This is a genomic window from Streptosporangium carneum, from assembly GCF_027922005.1.
GTDB classification, from domain to species: Bacteria; Actinomycetota; Actinomycetes; order Streptosporangiales; family Streptosporangiaceae; genus Streptosporangium; species Streptosporangium carneum.
In genome coordinates this window covers 369,512-390,293 of the sequence record NZ_BSEV01000004.1, presented here as the reverse complement: position 1 = coordinate 390,293, position 20,782 = coordinate 369,512, and the positions used below count along the sequence as shown (strand labels likewise).

9 protein-coding genes are annotated in these 20,782 nt (G+C 69.9%); 4 read left to right on the top strand and 5 right to left on the bottom strand.

From position 1 onward, the window contains the following. Positions 1-7 precede the first annotated feature (7 nt). On the bottom strand, positions 8-244 hold the full coding sequence (locus tag PKF00_RS13420; protein WP_271217783.1) for an MbtH family protein: 237 nt from the start codon (positions 242-244) through the stop codon (positions 8-10). Positions 245-542: 298 nt separating this feature from the next. On the opposite strand from PKF00_RS13420, the gene PKF00_RS13415 reads away from it, so the two are divergent. From PKF00_RS13415 to PKF00_RS13405, 3 genes are all read left to right on the top strand, one after another. Continuing rightward, entirely contained in the window at positions 543-12,962 is a 12,420-nt protein-coding gene (locus PKF00_RS13415) for a non-ribosomal peptide synthetase (protein WP_271217782.1), read from the top strand. A 462-nt stretch (positions 12,963-13,424) separates the two neighbouring features. Next, entirely contained in the window at positions 13,425-14,849 is a 1,425-nt protein-coding gene (gene rox, locus PKF00_RS13410; RefSeq protein ID WP_271217781.1) for a rifampin monooxygenase, read from the top strand. Between the two features lie 264 nt (positions 14,850-15,113). Beyond that, entirely contained in the window at positions 15,114-16,646 is a 1,533-nt protein-coding gene (locus tag PKF00_RS13405) for an alpha/beta fold hydrolase (protein WP_271217780.1), read from the top strand. A 150-nt stretch (positions 16,647-16,796) separates the two neighbouring features. Here PKF00_RS13405 and PKF00_RS13400 read toward each other — a convergent pair whose 3' ends face one another. Continuing rightward, positions 16,797-17,570, bottom strand: a complete 774-nt coding sequence (locus PKF00_RS13400; RefSeq protein WP_271217779.1) for a DUF4386 domain-containing protein — start codon at positions 17,568-17,570, stop codon at positions 16,797-16,799. A gap of 186 nt (positions 17,571-17,756) precedes the next feature. On the opposite strand from PKF00_RS13400, the gene PKF00_RS13395 reads away from it, so the two are divergent. After that, positions 17,757-18,482: a TetR/AcrR family transcriptional regulator gene (locus tag PKF00_RS13395; RefSeq protein WP_271217778.1), complete on the top strand. Its 726-nt coding sequence runs from the start codon at positions 17,757-17,759 to the stop codon at positions 18,480-18,482. A 136-nt stretch (positions 18,483-18,618) separates the two neighbouring features. Here the strand turns inward: PKF00_RS13395 and PKF00_RS13390 are convergent, their stop codons facing one another. The 3 genes from PKF00_RS13390 to PKF00_RS13385 are packed head-to-tail and all read right to left on the bottom strand — an operon-like array spanning position 18,619 to position 20,698. Continuing rightward, positions 18,619-19,707 (bottom strand): MerR family transcriptional regulator, encoded by a 1,089-nt coding sequence (locus PKF00_RS13390; RefSeq protein ID WP_271217777.1) that lies wholly within the window; start codon positions 19,705-19,707, stop codon positions 18,619-18,621. Further along, positions 19,695-20,000: a peptide deformylase gene (locus PKF00_RS44670; RefSeq protein ID WP_369011174.1), complete on the bottom strand. Its 306-nt coding sequence runs from the start codon at positions 19,998-20,000 to the stop codon at positions 19,695-19,697. The genes PKF00_RS13390 and PKF00_RS44670 overlap by 13 nt, the downstream gene beginning before the upstream one ends. Before the next feature lie 23 nt (positions 20,001-20,023). Beyond that, a complete protein-coding gene (locus tag PKF00_RS13385) occupies positions 20,024-20,698 on the bottom strand; it encodes a TetR/AcrR family transcriptional regulator C-terminal domain-containing protein (RefSeq protein WP_271217776.1) in 675 nt (224 codons plus the stop codon). Positions 20,699-20,782: the final 84 nt, after the last annotated feature.

The window sequence follows — 20,782 nt, the reverse complement described above, 5'->3', positions numbered from 1 at the left end:
ACGGTCGTCAATTTGCCGGACCACCTTCCCGGTCTTTCTCGCGCAGTGCCCCGAGCAGCGATTTCGGTCGCATGTCGGTCCAGTTCCGTTCGATGTGGCCAAGGCAGGCGTCCCGGGCATCCGGCCCGTGGACCACGCTCCAGCCAGCCGGAACATCGGCGAACACAGGCCACAGTGAATGTTGGCCCTCGGCGTTGACCAGCGCGAAATACTGGCTGTCCGAATCATCGAAAGGGTTCGTCAACCTACCTGCCCCCCGCTGAAGTGTCCTGCCTCGTTTTACCCTTACCATGGGCGTCTCCGCCCGGCAACCCCTTACGTGAGCACGACGGGGCGGAATGGCTGGACGTATTCGGTCGTCTCATCCGGCCGGACGATAGACGCGATTGGTCGGAGCTTTTAGTATCGAATTCAGGCCGCGAACATTAACTTCGGTCAAAGACCGGCCATCGACCGTGTGCGCCGTCGGCCTCCGGCCTGGCGCCAGAGGCCGACGACGCATGCCGTCGTGCCGCCGCCCTGGGGAAGGACGTGGTGATCGAATGGCCGGATTGCCGAGGATTTCACGAGCGCAGCGGGTCCCTGAGGCGGTCGCCGGGCCGATCCCGGATCGACGCTCCGAGCTGGGAGAATCGTCGCCGGAGCACGCGACCGTCAGACTGGACCCGAACCTGGTCGAGACCGCCCGGTCGGTGGCGGCGGGACACGACGCGGACCTGTTCCACGTTCTGCTGGCCGCTTTCTCAGAGGTACTGGCCAGGTACGACGACCCGGGGCGGATCGATCTCGGCGGCGCACCTGGCCAACTGCCTACGTTCACCGCGGGCCGCGACCACACTTTCGCGGACCTCATTCGAACGGTCCGGAACACGGTCGGTCACAACGTCGGCGACTACCGGTACCGAACCGCAGCCGCGGTTTTCCGGCAGGTGACCGAAACACCGGGCGGCGACGACCACGAATTGGTCGTCGAGGTGCGGCGGTCGTCGTCGGAAGCGCACCTCGACGTGACCTTCGACGCGACCGCTTTCGACCGCGCCACGATCAACAGCTTCCTGGGGCATTTCATCACCCTCCTGACCGCCTGCGTCGCCGACCCCGGTATCCGCCCGCGGACCGAGGCCCCATTGCTCACGGCGGCGGAGCAACAGCGGATGCTGGTGGACTGGAACGCCACCGCGTCCGAGTTCGACCACAACCGCACCCTGCACGAATGCGTGGCCGAACACCTGAAGACCGCTCCCGACGCTGTGGCGCTGATTCACCGCGGGACGACCTGGACCGCCGGCGAGGTCGACAGGGCGGCCAATCGGCTCGCCCACCGACTCAGGGCCCTCGGTGTCGGCCGCGGAGGCCGCGTCGCGATATGCCTCGACCGGGGACCGAACCTGATGATCGCGATCCTGGGCATTCTCAAGGCGGGCGCCGCGTACATCCCCCTGGACAGCGACTATCCCGTCGAACGCCTGGCGTTCATGATGGAGGCCTCCGGCTGCCACGTCCTGATCACCGAATCCCCGCTGGCGCCGCGGCTGCCGAAGCCCGGTGTCCCGGTCATCCTCATGGACCGGGACGCCGCAGAACTCGAGCGACTGCCCGAGTACGCCCCCGTGGCGGTCGCCGGTTCGGACGACCTCTGCTACATCATCTTCACGTCCGGCTCCACCGGTCGGCCCAAGGGGATCGCCCTGCGGCATCGGGGCGTCCTCAACAACCTGCTGGACATCAATGCCACCACCGGGGTCGGCGCCGGGGACCGGGTGATGGCCCTGTCCTCACCGAGCTTCGACATGTCGGTCTACGAACTCCTGGGGATCGCCGTAGCGGGCGGCGCGGTGGTGTTCCCGGACCCGGACCGTACCAAGGACCCGGCGCATTGGCACGACCTGATCCGGGAGCACGACGTCACCGTCTGGAACTCCGCGCCCGCTCTCGCCGAACTCTACGTCGAACACCTGCGGTCTCTCGGCGCGCCGACCAGGCTCCGGACCGTGATCCTGGGCGGGGACTGGATCATGCCGGACCTCCCCCAGCGCTTCGACGGCCTCGCCCCGGGCATCGAGGTCTTCGTCTTCGGCGGGTTCGCCGAGGTGTCCATCTTCTCCACGGTGTTCCCAGCAGGGGCGCCGCTGCCCGGCTGGACCAGCGTCCCGTTTGGGTGGCCGATGGCAGGCCAGCGGGTCTACCTGCTGGACTCGGCACGCCAGCCGGTCCCGGTCGGTGTGCCGGGGGAGATACACATGGCGGGCCTCGGCCTTGCCGAGGGGTACTACGGCAACCCCGAGCTGACCGCGGCGAAGTTCTTCGAGTGGTCACATGGCCCGGTGCAGGCGGAGCGCCTCTACAGCACCGGCGACCTGGCCAGGTTTCACCCCGACGGACTGTTGGAGCTGATCGGGCGGATCGACCATCAGGTCAAGATCCGCGGGTTCCGGGTCGAGCTCGGCGAGATCGAGTCCGTGCTCCGCGAGGATCCCGCGGTCGCCCGGGCGGTGGTGGTCGCCCGGGAGGACACCCCCGGTGATCGCCGCCTGGTCGGCTACGTCGTGGCAGAGGCCGGTGCCGTGCTCGACCCGGCGGCGCTGCGACAGGCGACCCGCGCCTGGCTGCCCGACCAGATGGTGCCGTCCATCATCGTCCCCCTGGACTCGCTGCCCCTCACTCCCAACGGGAAGGTTGATCGGAAAGGCCTCCCCGCTCCGGAATACGCGGCGACCCCGGGCGGTCGCGAGCCGAGGGACGCCACCGAGGACGCACTGTGCGCGCTCTTCGGCGAACTGCTCGGCGTCGAGCGCGTGGGCATCGACGACGACTTCTTCGAGCTCGGCGGGCACTCGCTGCACGCCATCCGGCTGGTCCGGCGGCTGCGGGCGCTGTTCGACGCCGACCTGTCGATCAGGGTCCTGTTCGACGCGCCCACGGTCGCCGAGCTCGCGGCCCGGGTCGGAACGGGGGCGGGGACACGCCGCGCCCCCGTCAAACAGGTCGAGCGACCGGACCCGTTGCCGCTTTCCCTGGCGCAGCAACGGCTCTGGTTCGTGGAGCAGCTCACCGGTCCCTCGGCGATGTACACCATCTCGTTCAGCTTCCGGATCACCGGACCGGTCGACGTCGAGGCCCTCGTCACCGCGCTGCGGGACGTGGTGGCACGCCATGAAGCCCTCCGCACGGTATTCGTGGCGACCGACGGGGTCCCGGCGCAGCGGGTCATCGACACACCGGCCGCCACCGACCTCGTCCAGCACGTGCGCGTGCCGGACGAGGAGCTGGACGCGGCCGTCCGCTCGGCCGCGCGGCACGAGTTCGACCTCGCCGCGGCGGTCCCATTCCGTGCCTGGCTGTTCGAGGTCGACCCCCGGCACCTCCAGCTGGTGATCGCCATCCACCACATCGCGGGCGACGGCTGGTCGATGCGGCCACTCGCCGACGACCTCACGACGGCCTACGCCGCCCGACGCGCCGGACACGCACCCACCTGGGCGCCCCTGCCGATCCAGTACGCCGACTACACGCTGTGGCAGCGCGCGGTCCTGGGCGCGGCGGGTGACGCGGACAGCCCTCTACACCGGCAGATCCAGTACTGGAAGGAGCGGCTGGCGGGGCTGCCCGCCCAGGTGGGCTTCCCGACCGATCACCCCCGCCCGCCCGTGGCGTCACAGGACAGCGCGACGGTACCGCTGACAGTCCCGGCGGAACTACACCAGCGCCTGACCAGCCTTGGCCGCCGGACCGGCACCACCCTGTTCATGATCCTGCACGCGAGCCTGGCGGTCCTGCTCACCCGCCTGGGCGCCGGTACCGACATCGTGGTGGGCACCCCGTCGGCGGGCCGGACCGAGGACGATTTCGACGACCTCATCGGCTTCTTCGTCAACACCCTGGTCATGCGTACCGACACCGCGAGCGACCCCCGGTTCGCCGACCTGCTGGACCAGGTGCGGGAGGCGAGCCTCAGCGCCGCCGAGCACCAGGACGTGCCGTTCGACCAACTCGTGGAGGTGCTCAACCCGCAGCGGTCGACCGCCTACCACCCGCTGTACCAGGTGAGCCTCGTAGTCCAGAACACACCGGACGTCCGGATCAGGATCCCCGGCGCGGACGTTGTCGGGGAGATCCTGCCGACCGGCAAGCTGCAGTTCGACCTGCACATCGACGTCACCGAGACCTTGGCCGCGGACGCCCGGCCGGACGGTGTCCGCTGCGTGATCCACTACGCTCTGGATCTGTTCGAGGCCGAGTCGGTCCGCTCCCTCTTCGACCGCTGGGTCGCAGTCCTGGACCAGGTCGCGAACGAGCCGGCGACCAGGGTCAGCGAGGTCGTCATCCCCGGCGTGGAGGTTGCCGCAGGACGGTCGGCGCTCGTAAGCGAGCCCGCGGTGGTCCCGCCGAAGCACTTGCCGGTGCGCACCGGCCGGGGCCCGCGCGACGGCCGCGAAGCGGTGCTGTGCCGATTGTTCGGTGAGATCCTCAAGGTCGAACGGGTGTCGATCGACGACAACTTCTTCGCGCTGGGTGGCCACTCGCTGCTGGCCACCAGACTGGTCAGCCGCATCCGCGCGGTCACCGGCATCGAGCTTCGGGTCCGCGCGCTGTTCGAGACGCCCACTGTCGCCGAGATCTCGGGGCGGCTGCGGGAGGGTGCGCTGGCCCGCGAGTCGCTGACGCCGCGAGCCCGCCCCGACCGCGTCCCGCTGTCCTACGCGCAGCGCCGCCTGTGGTTCCAGGACCGGCTGCAGGGACCCTCAGCGACGTACAACATGCCGCTCGCGCTGCGACTCGAAGGCCGCCTCGACAGCGCCGCGCTGGAGGGGGCCCTCGGGGACATCATCCGTCGCCACGAATCCCTGCGGACCGCCTACCCCGACGCCGAGGGGGCCCCGGAGCAGTTCATCGTCCCGGCGGCCGAAGCGACCGTCGAACTCCACCTCCGGCACGTGCGCGCGGTGGACTTGGAGGCGGAGCTGCGGGCCGTGTCGAGGCACGAGTTCGACCTGGCCAGGGATCTCCCGCTGCGCGCCTGGCTGTTCGCCCTGGCGCCGGACCACCACGTACTACTGATCATCGTCCACCACATCGCCGGGGACGGCTGGTCGCTGGTGCCGCTCGCCAAGGACCTGATGACCGCGTACGCGGCCCGGCGAGCCGGCACCGAGCCGGACTGGGCGCCCCTGCCCGTGCAGTATGCCGACTACACGCTGTGGCAGCTGGAGGCGCTCGGCGACGGCGACGACCCGGCAAGCCCGCTGTCGCGGCAGGTCGAGTACTGGACCGAGCACCTCGCCGGGCTCCCCGAGGTCGTGAGCTACCCGTCGGACCGGCCCCGGCCTGCGCGAGCCTCCTACGAGGGCGCGATGGAGCGTTTCGAGGTGTCCGCCGAGGTGCACCGCGACCTCGCTTCCTTGGCACAGGAGTCGGGCACCACGCTGTTCATGGTGGTGCAGGCCGCGATGGCCGCCCTGCTGACCCGGATGGGCGCGGGAACGGACATCGCCGTCGGCGCGCCGATCGCGGGCAGGCTCGACCACGGGCTGGACGACCTCGTCGGATTCTTCGTCAACACCCTGGTCATCCGGACCGACACCGGCGGGAATCCGACCTTCGCCGAGCTCCTGCAGCGGGTCAGGAAGACCTGCCTGATGGCGTACGAGCACCAGGACGTGCCGTTCGACCACCTGGTGGAGAAGGTGAACCCGCGCCGCTCGGCCGCGTACCACCCACTCTTCCAGATCATCCTGGCCGTGCAGAACAACCAGGCGCCGGAATTCGCCCTGGCCGACCTGGACGTCACCTTCGACGCCCCGCCGACCGGGCGCTCACAGTTCGACCTGCACGTCGACCTGTTTGAGAGGTTCGACGACGGCGGCCACCCGGCGGGCCTGATCTGCACCATCGACTACGCGACCGATCTCTACGACGCCGCCACTGTGGTCAGCCTCTTCGAGCGCTGGCTGCGCCTGCTCACCGAGGTCGCGGCCACGCCGGCCATGCGCCTGAGCGAGCTTCCCGTGCTCGACCACGCCGAACGCGCGGAACTGCTCGTCGACCGCAACGACAACGCCCACCCGGTCGCCGACGCCACCCTTCCCGAGCTGTTCGCCGACCAGGTCCGCCGGGTCCCGGACGCGGTCGCGGTGGCCGCGGGGCCGGACGAGTGGACCTACCGACGACTCGACGCTCAGGCCGAGCGGGTCACCAAGTGGCTGCTCGCCCGCAACATCCGGCCAGAAGACCTGGTCGCGGTCGCTCTGCCCCGTTCCGCCGAACTGATCGCCACCCTGCTCGGCGTCCTCAGAGCGGGGGCCGCGTACCTGCCCGTTGACCTTGACTACCCAGACGAACGCATCGCCTACATGGTCGCCGACGCGGGCCCGGTGAGCGTCATCACCACTGCCGACTCAGTCGACAGGTTCACCAAGCTGGCGCCCGAGGCCCACGTGGCCTCCGCCGGATCCGTCCTGAGTGATCCGGTCAGGGATGACCTGCCTGGTGAGTGTCCGGTCCAGCCGGACCAACTGGCCTACGTGATGTACACGTCCGGCTCCACGGGCAGGCCCAAAGGGATCGCGACGACGCACCGCAACGTCGCCCAGCTCGTGCAAGACCCTGTGTGGGGCACCGGGCACAGCCGGGTCCTCGTCCACTCACCGCATGTGTTCGACGCCTCCACCTACGAGATCTGGGTTCCACTCTGCTCCGGCGGTACGGCGGTGCTCGCCCCGCCCGCCACCGCCGACCCCGACGTGTTGACCCGATGCATCGAGGAGAACGCGGTAACGGCGACGTTCATGACGGCGGCACTGTTCACCGTGGTCGCCGAAGAGTACCCGGAACGGCTGCGCACGCTCACCGAGATCTGGTCCGGCGGCGACGTCGTCCCGGCCTCGGCGGTCGCCAAGGTCCGCGCGGCCGCGCCCGGGACCAGGGTCGTGGACGGCTACGGGCCGACCGAGACCACGACGTTCGCCACGTGTTTCCCCGTCGGCGACGACTTCGACCCGGCGGCGGGCCTGCCGATCGGTCGCCCGCTGGCCAACACCCGGGTCTACGTACTCGACCGGTGGCTGGGGCCGGTGGCTGACGGCGTCGCGGGCGAACTGTACGTCGCGGGCGAGGGTCTCGCCCGGGGCTACCTGGGGCGGGGCGCACTGACCGCTGAGCGGTTCGTCGCGGACCCGTTCGGGCCGCCGGGGTCCCGGATGTACCGGACCGGGGACGTGGTCCGGTGGACCGCCGGGCGGCGGTTGGAGTTCGTCGGCCGGGTCGACGACCAAGTGAAGCTGCGCGGCCACCGGATCGAACTCGGCGAGGTCGAGTCGGTCCTGCGGGAGGACCCGGCGGTCCTGGCCGCGGCCGTGGTAGTACGCGAGGACGTGCCGGGCGACCGCAGGCTTGTCGGGTACGTGGTACCGGTGTCCAGGAACACGGAGGCGGACGCGAGCGCCTTCGTGGCCGACTGGAGCGAGATCTACGACTCCATGTACACGGGAGCAGGCTCCGCCGGGTTCGGCGAGGACTTCTCGGGGTGGAACAGCTCCTACACAGGCGGGCCGATCCCACTCCACGAGATGCGGGAGTGGCGCGCCGCCACCGTCGACCGCGTCCTCGCGCTGGCCCCGGAGAAGGTGCTGGAAATCGGCGTCGGGACAGGGTTGTTGCTCAGCGGACTGCTGCCGCGCGTGGAGTCCTACTGGGCGACCGACTTCTCCCCCGGGGTCATCGCCCGGCTGACCCGGCAGTTGGACGGCACAGAGTGGGCCGACCGCGTGCACCTGTTCGCGCGCGGCGCCGACGAGTTCGGCGGCCTGCCCGAAGGGCACTTCGACACCGTCGTGATCAACTCCGTGATCCAGTACTTCCCGTCCGGCGACTACCTCACCCGGGTGCTCGAAGGCGCTCTGGCGGCCCTGCGGCCCGGCGGACGGGTTTTCGTCGGCGACGTCCGTAACAAGATGTCGGTGCGCGCCTTCCACGCCGCGGTCCAGGCGCGCTTGCTGGGACCGGACGCCGAGGCCGCGCACGTGCTGGAAGCCGCCGACCTGGCCGTCCGTCTGGAGAAGGAACTCACGGTCGACCCAGGCTTCTTCACCGCGCTGGCGGCGCGCTCGGACGTCAGCGGTGTTGACGTCAGGCTCAAGCGGGCCCACAGCCACAACGAGATGTCCCTGCACCGCTACGACGTGACGTTGCACAAAGCGCCCGTCCGGCCATACCCGGTCGCCGACCTGCCCGAGGTGCTGTGGCGGGGCGGCGACCTCGACACCGTCGAGGCGATCGCCGCGGCACACGACGGAGCCGTCCGGATTCGCGGCGTCCACAACGCCCGGGTCGCGCCGGAGTGGCACACCCTGGGGCTGCTCGAGGACGCCGTGCCCGGGACCCGGCTCAAGGACCTGCCCGCGCCCGAGACCGAGCACGCCCTCGATCCCGAGGCGCTGCACGTGTGGGGCGCGACGACCGGGAAGACCGTCATCACCACCTATTCCGGGGACCGCGCCGACCTGCTCGACATCGTGGTCCTTCCCGGAGACACGGCGGCCGCATCGCTCGACGGGACCTGGCGGGACGCGCCGCGCGGGGGCGCCCTGGTCAACGCGCCGACCAACATCATGGCGGCGGGCAAGCTCATCAAGGCCCTGCGAACGACGCTCGCGCAGCGGCTGCCGGAGTACATGGTGCCCTCGACCCTGCTACTGATCGACACCATACCGATGACCACCAACGGCAAGATCGACCGCCAGGCCCTGCCCGCCCCCGCCTACGCGGGCGACGGCTCCGGCCGCAGCCCCCGCGACGACCGCGAGGCCATGCTCTGCGGTCTGTTCGCCGAGGTGCTCGGGGTCGACCGGGTCACCATCGACGACAGCTTCTTCGAGCTCGGCGGCCACTCGCTGCTCGCTACCCGGCTGGCCAGCCGCGTGCGGACCGCCCTGGGCGTGGAGCTGCCGGTCCGGGCGTTGTTCGAGGCGCCGACCGTGGCCGAACTGGCCAAGCGCGTCACCGGCGAGGACCGGGTGAGGCCGCCGCTGACCCAGGTCGCCCGGCCCGAGTTCCTCCCGCTGTCGTACGCGCAGCAGCGGATTTGGTTCGAACACCGGTTGGAGGGCCCGTCCCCGACCTACAACATGCCGTTCACGTTCCGCATCTCGGGTGCGATCGACACGGAGGCCCTGCGCGCCGCGCTGGACGACCTCATCGGCAGGCACGAACCGCTGCGCACCACCTTCCCCATGGTGGACGGGACACCCCAACAGCGGATCATTCCGCGCGTCGACTCCACGGCGACCTTCGAGGAGATCGCCGTGACAGGCTCGGCCTTGGTCGCGCGGCTGACCCGAGCGGTGCGGTACGAGTTCGACCTGTCGGCGGAGATCCCGATCCGGACGTGGTTGTTCGGCACCGGTCCCGACGAGTACGTGCTGCTGATCCTGATCCACCACATCGCCGCCGACGGCTGGTCGATGGCCCCGTTGGCCCGTGACCTGGTCACCGCCTACACGGCGCGCCGGTCCGGCACCGCGCCGTCCTGGGACCCGTTGCCGGTCGCCTACGCTGACTACACGCTGTGGCAGCGGCAGCTCCTGGGCGAGCCCGACGACCCGGACAGCGAGTTCGCCCGGCAGCTGGACTACTGGACGGGCCAGCTCGCGGACCTGCCGGATGTGGTGAGCTTCCCCACCGACCGCCCACGGCACGCGGCCGTCTCCCCCGCGGGAGAGACGACCTGGTTCGAGGTGCCCGCCCGGTTGCACCGCGGCCTGGCGAACCTGGCACGCGGCCAGGGCGCGACGACATTCATGGTCCTGCAGGCGGCCATGGCGGCATTGCTCACCCGGCTCGGCGCGGGCACCGACATCGCGATCGGCACCGGGATCGCGGGCCGCACCGACGAGGCGCTGGAGGACCTGGTCGGGTTCTTCGTCAACACCCTGGTCATCCGCACCGACACGGCAGGCGACCCGCGGTTCACCGACCTGGTCGCCCAGGTCCGCGAAACCGGCATCGCGGCGTACGAACACCAGGACCTCCCCTTCCACCATCTGGTGGAGAAACTCAACCCGGAGCGCTCACCGTCGCGGCACCCGCTGTTCCAGATCGCCTTCTTCCTGCAGAACAGCCCGGTCGAACGCTTCACCCTGCCCGGGATGGAGCTGGAGGTTCAGGAGACCCCCACCGGGAACTCGGTCTTCGACCTGTTCTTCAGCGTCTCGGAGCGACCGGACCAGGGCGGCCTCGACGTCATGGTCCAGTACCGGACGGAGCTGTTCGACGCGGCGACCATCGAGCGGATCATGTCCCGGTGGACGGCCGTGCTCGACTTCGTCCTAGCCCACCCAGCGGCCACGCTGTCCGAGATCGAGGTCGTCTCGCCGGACGAGCGGAGCGAACTGCTCCTCGATCGCAACGCCACGGAGGTGGTGTACCCGCAGGAAACCGTGGCCTCGCTGTTCGAGGAGCGGGTCCGCTCGATCCCGGACGCATCCGCGGTCGAGGACGAGTCGACGGTGCTGACCTACAGGCAGCTCAACAGCCGGGCGAACCGGCTGGCGCGACTGATGCTGGACCGCGGGGTGCGCGCGGAGGACCGCGTCGCAGTCCACCTGGGCCGGACCCTGGACCTGGTCGTCGCCATGATCGCGCTCACGAAGATCGGTGCCACATACCTGCCACTGGACCCGGCGTACCCGGACGAGCGACTGGAGTACCTGCTCGACGACGCGCGGCCCAGTCTCTGCCTGACCACCGGACGGCCTGCTCCCTTCTTGTCCACCCTGGACACCGTCGCGCTGGACGACGGCGCGGTGCGGGCGGCGTTGGCCGAGCGGTCCGACGAGGACCTCGGCCTGGCGCCCTGTCATCCCGAACAGATCGCCTACATCATCTACACCTCGGGATCCACCGGGCGTCCCAAGGGCGTAATGGTGCCGCACCGGGCCCTGCGCAACCTCGTGCAGGAGTACCACGCCCAGGCGTCCCCTGGGCGGCGCGTCGCCCAGTTCGCCGCCATCAGTTTCGACGTGTCGCTACAGGAGATCTACTCGACCCTGGTCTCCGGTGGCACGGTGGTGCTGTGCCCGGACGACGTGCGGCGCGACCCGGCCGCCCTGGGCGCGTGGGTGGCGCGCCGGTCGATCACCGAACTGCACCTGCCCAACATCGCGCTGCAGGCGCTGGTCGACGCGCTGCCGGGGACCGTGGACGACCTCGCCCCGCTGACCGATGTGATCCAGGCGGGCGAGGCCATGGCCCACTCCACACCGCTGCGGCGCGCCCTCGCCCGCAACAGCCGCCTGACCATGCACAACGAGTACGGACCAACCGAGGCACTCATCGTGGTCGCGTGGAGCGGGCGGGACCTGTCGCCCTCGAGCCCCGAGGTGCCGATCGGTCGTCCGAACTCGAACGTACAGGCGTACGTGCTGGACCAGTGGCTGGGCCCGGTGGCGGACGGCGTCGTCGGGGAACTGTACGTCGCGGGCACGACCCTGGCCAACGGCTATGTGGGACGCGGCGGGTTGAGCGCATCCCGGTTCGTGGCGAACCCCTTCGGACCGCCTGGGTCGCGGATGTACCGGACCGGGGACCTGGTCCGGTGGAACGCCTCCGGCGAGTTGGAGTTCCTGGGACGGGTGGACGACCAAGTGAAGATCCGCGGGTTCCGGGTCGAGCCGGGAGAGGTCGAGTTCGCGCTGAGCGAGAACCCGGAGGTGGCCGCGGCCGTGGTGGTCGTCCGCGAGGACGAGCCCGGGGACCGGCGGCTGGTCGGGTACGTCGTGCCGCCACCCGGCGGGTCGATCGACACCATCGCGTTGCGGCGTTCGCTGGAGCAGCGGCTGCCGGGCTACCTGGTGCCGTCAGCGCTGGTGGAAATCGAGGCGATCCCTGTGACACGGAACGGGAAGGTCGACCGGCGCGCCCTGCCCGAACCAACCCGTGTCGGCGATCAGACCGGTCGCGGCCCCCGCGACGACCGCGAGTCCGTGCTCTGCGGCGTGTTCGCCGAGGTGCTCGGGGTCGACGAGGTGACCATCGACGACAGCTTCTTCGAACTCGGCGGTCACTCATTGCTGGCGGCCCGGCTGACGAGCCGGATCCAGTCGGCCACCGGTGTCGAACTCCCGGTCCGGGTCCTGTTCGAGACCCCCACAGTGGCCGGCATCACCGAGCATCTCGATGGCGGCCGCGGCCGCGACGCCTACGCCCCGGTCCTCCCCCTACGAGCCGAGGGCACAGCCGCTCCCCTGTTCTGCATCCACCCCGCTGGTGGCCTCGTCTGGCCTTACGCCGGCCTGCAGCCGTACATCGACCGCACGATTCCGCTCTACGGCCTCCAGGCCGACGGCATCACCACGACACCGACCACTTACATGAGCCTGGAACACATGGCAGCGGTCTACGCGGGCCGCATCAGGCAGACCCACCCCGCCCCACCCCACATCCTTGGCTGGTCCTTCGGCGGCAAACTGGCCCACGCCATCGCGGTGCACCTCCAAGCGGCGGGGCTTGAGGTCGCGTCCCTGACGATCATCGACTCCACCCCGCAGGAGTCCGGGCACCACCGCGCTGACGTCTACGCCGACATCCTCGGCATGCTCGGCCTGACCCACCACGAGATCGATGACTCGATGCTGGAGTACGAGGGCTTCATCGCCGCCCTCCGTGCCCGATCCACCCCCTTGTCAGAGTTGGCGCGTAATCAGGTGGACAACCTCGCCGAGATCATGGCTGGGAACCTGGCCCTGGCCGCCCAGGCGACCAAGGGGATCTTCGAAGGCCCCACCACCGTGATCGCGTCAAGCGTCACCATGCGCACAGCCGCAGTCGGTGCGGAGGCGTGGGCCCCCCACCTCACCCACGAACCCCGCTTCCACGTCGTCGACTTCGAGCACCTGCACCTCATGACCCCCGAGGCTCAGGCGGTGATCGGCCCGATCCTCAACGCCGGCTTCACCCGCGAGCGCTGAGCCGGCACCGAACGCGTGCGGGTGGGCCCAGGGCCAGGTTTCGGGGATGCGGATCCCGCGTTCGCGTTGGCCGCGGAGAGCGGAGTCCTGTGGCTGCTCGGGCTCGGTATGGCCGCATGCAACCTCACGGGCCCGTTTGGAGCCGTGATCACGCGGCTGGGAAAAGGACTGGACGGAGTGATGCTCGGGCTTGTAGCTTGCAGGCGACCGTGACACCGCCCGAGGAGGTGAGACCCATGAACGCTGTATCGACGTGGGTGCTCCCCCTTCCCGTCACGGCCGGCGATTGACGTAGGTGTCGCCGGGAGCGCCTCGACAACAAGGCACTCCCGAAAGGCAACACCCATGGACTCTCTGCGCCTCCCCGCCGAGCCGCCGTCGAACGACACGGTCGAGCGTGACTTCACCGTGGGCGACGTCCCCGGACTCCGGTCGCCGGCCTCCGACGCCGATCGCGCGCCCATGTTCGACGTGATCATCGCCGGGTGCGGGCCGACCGGCGCCACGCTGGCCGCCGAACTGCGGCTGCACGACGTGCGGGTACTCGTTCTGGAGAAGGAAACCGCGCCCAAGTCGTTCGTCCGCATAGTCGGTCTGCATGTTCGCAGTCTCGAACTGATGGCGATGCGCGGACTGCTGGAGCGCATTCTCCAGCATGGAAGACAGCGTCCGGCCGGCGGTTTCTTCGCCGCCATCAACAAACCCGCGCCCAAGGACCTGGATTCCGCGCACGCCTATCTGCTGGGCATCCCGCAGCCGGTCATCGAACGCCTGCTCGAAGAACATGTGATCGAACTGGGTGCGCGGGTCCGGCGCGGTTGTGCGGTGGCCGGTTTCGAGCAGGACGACAAGGGGGTGACCGTCGAGCTGGCCGACGGGGAACAGCTGCGTTCGCGCTATCTCGTCGGCTGTGACGGCGGGCGCAGTACGGTACGCAAACTGCTCGGCGTCGGCTTCCCCGGCGAGCTCTCGCGGACCGAGACGCTGATGGGCGAGATGGAAGTGGGTGTGCCGCAGGAGGAGATCGCCGCCAAGGTGGCCGAAGTCCACGAGACCCATCGGCCATTCTGGCTCAGGCCCTTCGGCGAAGGAATCTACAGCGTCGTCGTCCCCGCCGCGGGAGTCAGCGACCGCGCGGAACCGCCCACCCTCGAGGATTTCAAACAGCAGCTGCGCACCATCGCCGGAACCGATTTCGGCGTGCACTCCCCGCGCTGGTTGTCCCGCTTCGGGGATGCCACCCGGCTGGCCGAACGTTATCGGGTCGGGCGGGTGCTGCTGGCCGGCGATGCGGCACACATCCATCCGCCCATCGGCGGACAGGGCCTCAACCTGGGCGTTCAGGACGCGTTCAACCTCGGCTGGAAACTGGCCGCACAGATCCGCGGCTGGGCGCCGGAAACACTGCTGGACACCTACCAGGCCGAACGTCATCCGGTCGCCGAGGACGTGCTGGACAACACCCGCGCCCAGATGGAGCTGCTGTCCACCGAACCGGGCCCCCAGGCCGTACGCAGGCTGCTCACCGAACTGATGGACCTCGACGAGGTGAACCGCCATCTGATCGAGAAGATCACCGCGATCGGCATCCGCTACGACTTCGGAGAAGGCCCCGACCTGCTCGGCCGCCGCCTGCGCGACATCGACGTGAAACAGGGCCACCTCTACGGTCTGCTGCATCGCGGCCGCGGCCTGCTGCTGGACCGCACCGAACGCCTGACCGTCGGCGGCTGGTCAGACCGGGTCGACTACCTCGCGGATCCCACCGCGGCACTGGATGTTCCGTGCGTCCTGCTACGCCCCGACGGCCACGTCGCCTGGATCGGCGACGATCAGCAGGACCTGGACGCCCACCTCTCCCGCTGGTTCGGCAAGCCCGCCACCTGACTTCGCCTACCCCGCTCCGAGCAAGGCGGAGATCAAGCGTTCCCATGACTCCAAGGTCGACAAGCCCGCGAGAGGGGCCACCGCCATCAAAGACGTACGCGTTGGCCACCTAAAGAAAGCTTTGTCACTCGGGCACCTTTAATGGACGATCCACGTAACTCGTCCCCATCAGGTCGGGTCTGCAGCACCTCCATCGTCCGGCCCTCGGGGGCTCCGCCGGGCGCTGGCACACCCCCCGGGAACCCCCACCGCTCGGAGGAACACGTGCGACGAAGAATTCCCCTGCTGGGCCTCGCGCTCGTCATCATCGCCTTACTACTCCCCATCCCCACCGGGGTCGCCGCCTCGGCCATCACCTGGTTGCCCTGTCAGGACAATCCCGGCTTCGACTGCGGGACGGTGTCCGTACCGATCGACTGGAACAGACGGAACGGGCCGAGGATCGCCCTGGCGCTGGCTCGGCACAAGGCCACCGACCCCGCTGCCAGGGTCGGCTCTCTGCTGATCAATCCCGGCGGGCCGGGTGGTTCCGGGGTCGACTTCGTCATGGCGAGGCCCAACTGGCTGAGCGATGAGCTCCACCGCCGCTTCGACATCGTCGGCTTCGATCCGCGTGGTGTGGCCCGCAGCCACCCCATCGTCTGCTCCGGCGAGGCGCTGAACCGGACGCCGTACCTGGTCCCGGCGAACGCGGCCCAGTTCGAGGCGCTGCGCGTGGGCATCACCGATCTGCGCGCTGACTGCCGGGCCCGTACCGGTCCGCTCTACGACCAGGTGAACACCCTCAACGTGGTACGTGACCTGGACGCCATCAGGGCGGCCCTGGGAGAGGAGAAGCTGACCTTCTACGGCGTGTCCTACGGCACGCTGCTCGGTCAGCAGTACGCGGAGATGTACCCGCGCCGGGTGCGCGCGCTCGCGCTGGACAGCAACGTCGACCACAGCCTGGACATGAAGGAGTTCTTCGACACCGGGGCCGTCGCCGCCCAGGACTCCTTCAACGAGTTCGCGAACTGGTGCGCGCGGTCGCAGGGCTGCGCGTTGCACGAGCAGGGTGTACGCGCGGTCTGGACCCGGCTGCTCGCCAAGGCCGACCGTGGCGAGCTGCGGAACCCGGCGTTCCCCGACATCCCGGTGACGGCTCTCTCGTTGATCAGCGAGGCGCACCTGCGGTTCTACGGCCCGCAGTGGGAGTTTCTCGCGCAACTCCTGGTCGACCTCGACAACGGCGCCGCCCTGCCTCCCGGCGTTCTCGCCCCCTACCAGAACGGTGAGGTGGCCACCTTCCCCTTCCCGATCCTGTGCCAGGACTTCGACCTGCGGGCCCGGGGGTACAGCGAGTACGCCGGCCACCTGCGCCGCTCGGCCAGGCTCGCGCCCGACATGAGGTACGGCCCGCTCGCCGCCACGCTGGCGCCCATCTGCCTGGCCCAGCCCACGCCGATCCCCAATCCCCAGCGTCCCACGCGGGTCCGTGACAGCTTCCCGCTCCTGCTGGGCACCGCGCTGCACGAGCCCGCCGCGCCCTATGAGTGGACCGTCGGCCTCGCCCGTCAGCTCGGCCCGTACGCCAGGGTGCTCACCTATGAGGGCTGGGGCCACGGCGTCTACGGCCGGAGCGACTGCATCACCGGCACTTTCGACGCCTACCTGATCTCCCGAACGCTGCCGCCGCGTGGAAAGCGCTGCGAGGCCGTCTCACCCGCCTCCGGCCTCACCACCAGGCTGCCACAACCGCCTCCCGCCCACATCCCGACGCCCATCCTCCCCGGCTGGCCGTCTGCTCAGCAGTTGTAGTCATGGTGTGTCTCTTGGTCCTCCGCCCTCTTCCTGGCCACGCGCCGGATGCCGCCAGGACGGCAGGGCGCTCGCGTCACGCCGGCGCGGCGGGGTAGGCCACCTCCTCGCCGCGCCGGATCATCGCCCCTCGGACGGGGAGGGGCTTGGTCAGCGGTGATGCCTGCGGGCACGCGCGACCAGGACGGCGGCCGCGGCGAGGAGCCACAGCTGGACGGCGGTGACCCCGACGCTGGTCAGTGCCCCGGCGTCCAACCCGGCCAGCTCGGCCAGCGGGAGCGCCGACGCCACGACGACGGCCGCGCCGAACCAGGCCAGCCAGGTGGGCGCGAACTCACGGGTCGCGATCACGGCACAGGCCACCGCGGCGGCGCCGAGCGCGGAGACGCCGAGCAGCTCGCCGATCCCGCCACCGAAGTCGTTCACCGCCTGGAACTGGACGGACAGGACTCGCCGCAGCGCCGGGTCGGCCCCGGCCCAGCTCTCCGCCAGCGTCGGCATCACGGTGAGCCAGCGCAGGATCCCTATCCCCCGGGCGAGTGCGGAGACGGCGGCCAGGATCACGGCGATTCGGGCGACCGGACGCAGCCGCCCCTCGGGACCGGCGAGGACGGTGACCAGTGCGGCGATCACCGGAAGGAACAGCAGGGAGTAGGCCAGGTAGACCAGGTACCCCAGGCGCAGCGCCGTCTCGTTCTCGGCCACCAGCGGCAGGGTGACGGCGGCGGGCTCGCCGAGGCCCTGCGGCCAGTTCACGGCCTGGCCCAGCACGACCGCCGGAACGAAGATCAGCAGCCCTTCGACCGCCAGAAGCGCTGCGGCCCCCATGATCCGGCGCCGGGAGCGGCCGGGCCCCGGACCTGTGGCACCGGTGGCTGGAGCGGGCGAGGCGAGGGTGCCTGGCGAGCCGGCTACGGCGTTCATTGTCGCTACCTCCTGGAGGTTCATCTGGCTACTCGAACAACGGTAGTTTTAACTAACACTGTCAGTCAATCCAGATGCTGTTAGACTTTGAGTGGCACGGCCGGGGGCGGCGAGGGACAGGTTTCCGGTCGCCTCGCCGCAACCGTCCGAGGCGTCGGCCCTGGCCCGTTCGAAAGGTGATCGACAGTGAGCGAAGCCCCAACCCGGCGAGGTTCTCTGCGCGAGAGGAAACGGGCGGCGACGATCGACGAGATCAAGTCCGTCGCTCTCGACCAACTCGCCGCCGACTTGGGCCAGATGACACTGCGCGGGGTCGCGCGAGAGGTGGGCCTGACCGTCCAGTCGCTCTACAACTACTTCCCGAGCAGGGAGGATCTGATCACCGCCCTGGTCGCCGACGCGCACAACGCGCTGGCGGACGCGGTCCAGGCGGCCGGACGGGAACACCAGGCGCTGCCCGCGCCCGAGCGGCTGGTACGGGTCGCCCTGACCTACCGCCGGTGGGCGGTCGAGCACCGGGCCCGCTTCCTGCTGATCTACGGAACACCCGTCCCCGGCTACCGGGCGCCCGAGGAAGGGCCGACCACCGGCGCCGCGCGCAGGCTCGGCGCCACGTTGATCGAGGTGGTCTTCGGCGACTGGAGCGCGGCCGAGATGGCCGGGATCCGCCGGCCCGGCGAGGACGCCCGGCCGATCTCGGCGCTCGCCACCGCCGCCGAACTGCTCTCCCCCGGGATGCCACCCGCCGCGCTCGGGCTCGGCCTCGACCTGTGGGGACGAATCCACGGGCTGGTGATGCTGGAGATCCTCGGCCACCTGCCGTGGCTGGGCCCGGACGCCGAGGCCAACTACCGCGACGCCATGACCCGGGCCGCGGCCGACGTGCAACGCGTCCGCGAGCACGGCGCATAGCGGGGCCCCGGCAACAATTTCGGCGACGGGGGGTTTGTCCTGGTGGGTGGTCCTACCGTCTCGGGCCATCCGGAGGCGGTGGCCGACAAGCGTCGTCCGGCGACGAGCCGCTCTGACTCTGACGCTGCGACGCGGTTCAGACTATGAGCAGGCGGAGGCCGAGATCTGCCGCGTCGAGGTCGGCGAGGTCGCTGTTGCGCTCGGCCCACCGGCCGGAGTCGAGGTCGTCGCTGAGGCTTCGCACCGCCCGCTGTTCGGCCTCCAGCCCGACCCTCGTCCACACCGACATCGCGCGGCGCACGTGATCCTCCAGATACGCCGCCGGCCGACGCCAGTACGCCTCGAACAGGCCATCAGCGCAGTCCCACGGAATGGGCACCGGCTCAGTGCGGGCGCCGATCGCGTCGACCATCCCGGCAAGCGAGGGAAATTCCGTGAGGACGGCAGCGAACTCGGGCAAATAGTCGCGGGTAAGCCAGAACCGGTCCTGCCATCCGGGCTCGTCGGTGTCGAACGTGAGCACCACCACGCGGTGGGCCACGCGCCGCATCTCGCGCAGCCCCGCTATCGGGTCCCCCCAGTGGTGAACGGTGGAGACGGCCATCGCGACGTCGAAGGACCGGTCCTCGAACGGCAGGCTCTCCGCGGCGGCGGCCACGCACGGCGCCGCGTCGGCAGGCCGCTGCCCCCGCATGACCGCCGACGGCTCCACCGCGGTCACGTCACGATCAGCAGGCTCGTAGGAGCCGGTGCCGGCCCCGACGTTCAGCACCGTCTGCGCGTCCCCGAGCGCGTCCCAGATCTGCGCGGCGATCCGCGGCTCGGTACGCCGTGTCGCGGTGTAAGCGCTGCCGATCGCGTCGTACAGCCGTGCACCGAGCATCTCCAGTTGCTCCTCCGGTGTCACCTTCAGTCCCTTCGCCCGTGCCTCGAGTTCCCTGTCGATGGCCGCCACCATGGCGTCAGCGCGATCACGCCGCTCCAGCAGCAGGCCGCGCAGCCGGCGCAGGTGCGCGACCGCGTCGGTGGACGGGTCGCCGACCAGGTCCGCGACCTCCCGCAGCCCGAAGCCCAACCGCCGATAGGCCAGCACCTCCCGCAGCCGCTCCACGTCGTCCGCCGAATAGGCCCGGTACCCGGCCGCGGTCCGCGCTGACGGCCGAACGAGCCTGATTTCGTCATAGTGATGCAGCGTGCGGACGCTCACGCCGGTCAGCTCGGCCACGCGTCCCACGGTCCAGTGGTCCTCCACGGCACCGACTGTGCAGCCTGACGCCACGTGAGGGTCAAGAGCCTCACGTGGCGTCGCTGGTGCCGCCGGACGCCGACGATGACGGCGACTGGCGGGCGGAGATGGCGCAGCGGTATCCGACGGCGTCGGGGTTCGTGAAGATCTTGACTGAGGTGATCGATCTCGTGCGCGACGAGCCGGGCGAGCCCGTGCTCGAACGTAGTGGCCACCCAGGCGCCGTCGAGATCGGCGGTGCTCACCTCGATCCGCAGGGGTCGCGGGACCATGGCGCGACGGTCCGTGAGCGTCGCTATGCGGAGGCTCTCAGGGGCTCGAGGGCGGTCAGGATGAGGTCAAGGCCGAAGACGAACTCCTCCGCAGGGTCGAAGCCGGCAGCGACGAGCGCCGCGGCGGACTCGTTGAGGTAGGGGAACTCGTCAGGAGGAAGCTGGGGCAGGTAGGCGTCCTCGATCACGTCCGCGAACTCATCGGCGGTGTTGAACGGCAGGCTGGCTTCCTGCAGGGCGAAACCGTAGACATAGCTGTCGAGCAACCAGTTGGCGTGCGTCGCCATCGAGACCGAGAAGCCAGCCTGCCGCAGGCAAGCGGTGACCGCTTCGTGGTGCCGGAGGTTCGCGGGCCCCGGCGATGTCCGCGACTCCATCAGGCCGTTCGCCCACGGGTGCCGTGCGAGAACCTGTCGGGCGGATACCGCACGCCGTCGCATCGCCGACTGCCAGGCGGTCCCTTCGGGCGGGAGTTCGATCTCCTCGAACACGATGTCGACCATGGCGTCCAGCAACTCCTCCTTGCTCGCCACGTAGTGATAGAGCGACATCGCGCCCGCGCCGAGCGTGCCGGCCAGCCGGCGCATGCTCAGTCCGTCGACCCCCTCGCGGTCGGCCAGCCGGATCGCCTCGACCACCACCCGCTGCTTGCTCAGCCCCGCGTCTGACGCGATCCGGCGTTGCTCTCTCACAGACATGGGTCTCCTCGCTCGCTCGAACGGCTTGACAATCGTACAGCGTACGCCCATAGTACAGCGTACGACGTACGATGTACGAACTGC

What these genes read in the sequence shown, in the direction of transcription:
- PKF00_RS13415 (WP_271217782.1), top strand. Translation starts at nt 543, where the DNA reads ATGGCCGGATTGCCGAGGATTTCACGAGCGCAGCGGGTCCCTGAGGCG.
- rox (WP_271217781.1), top strand. Translation starts at nt 13,425, where the DNA reads ATGTTCGACGTGATCATCGCCGGGTGCGGGCCGACCGGCGCCACGCTG.
- PKF00_RS13400 (WP_271217779.1), bottom strand. Translation starts at nt 17,570, where the DNA reads ATGAACGCCGTAGCCGGCTCGCCAGGCACCCTCGCCTCGCCCGCTCCA.
- PKF00_RS44670 (WP_369011174.1), bottom strand. Translation starts at nt 20,000, where the DNA reads ATGGTCCCGCGACCCCTGCGGATCGAGGTGAGCACCGCCGATCTCGAC.
- PKF00_RS13385 (WP_271217776.1), bottom strand. Translation starts at nt 20,698, where the DNA reads ATGTCTGTGAGAGAGCAACGCCGGATCGCGTCAGACGCGGGGCTGAGC.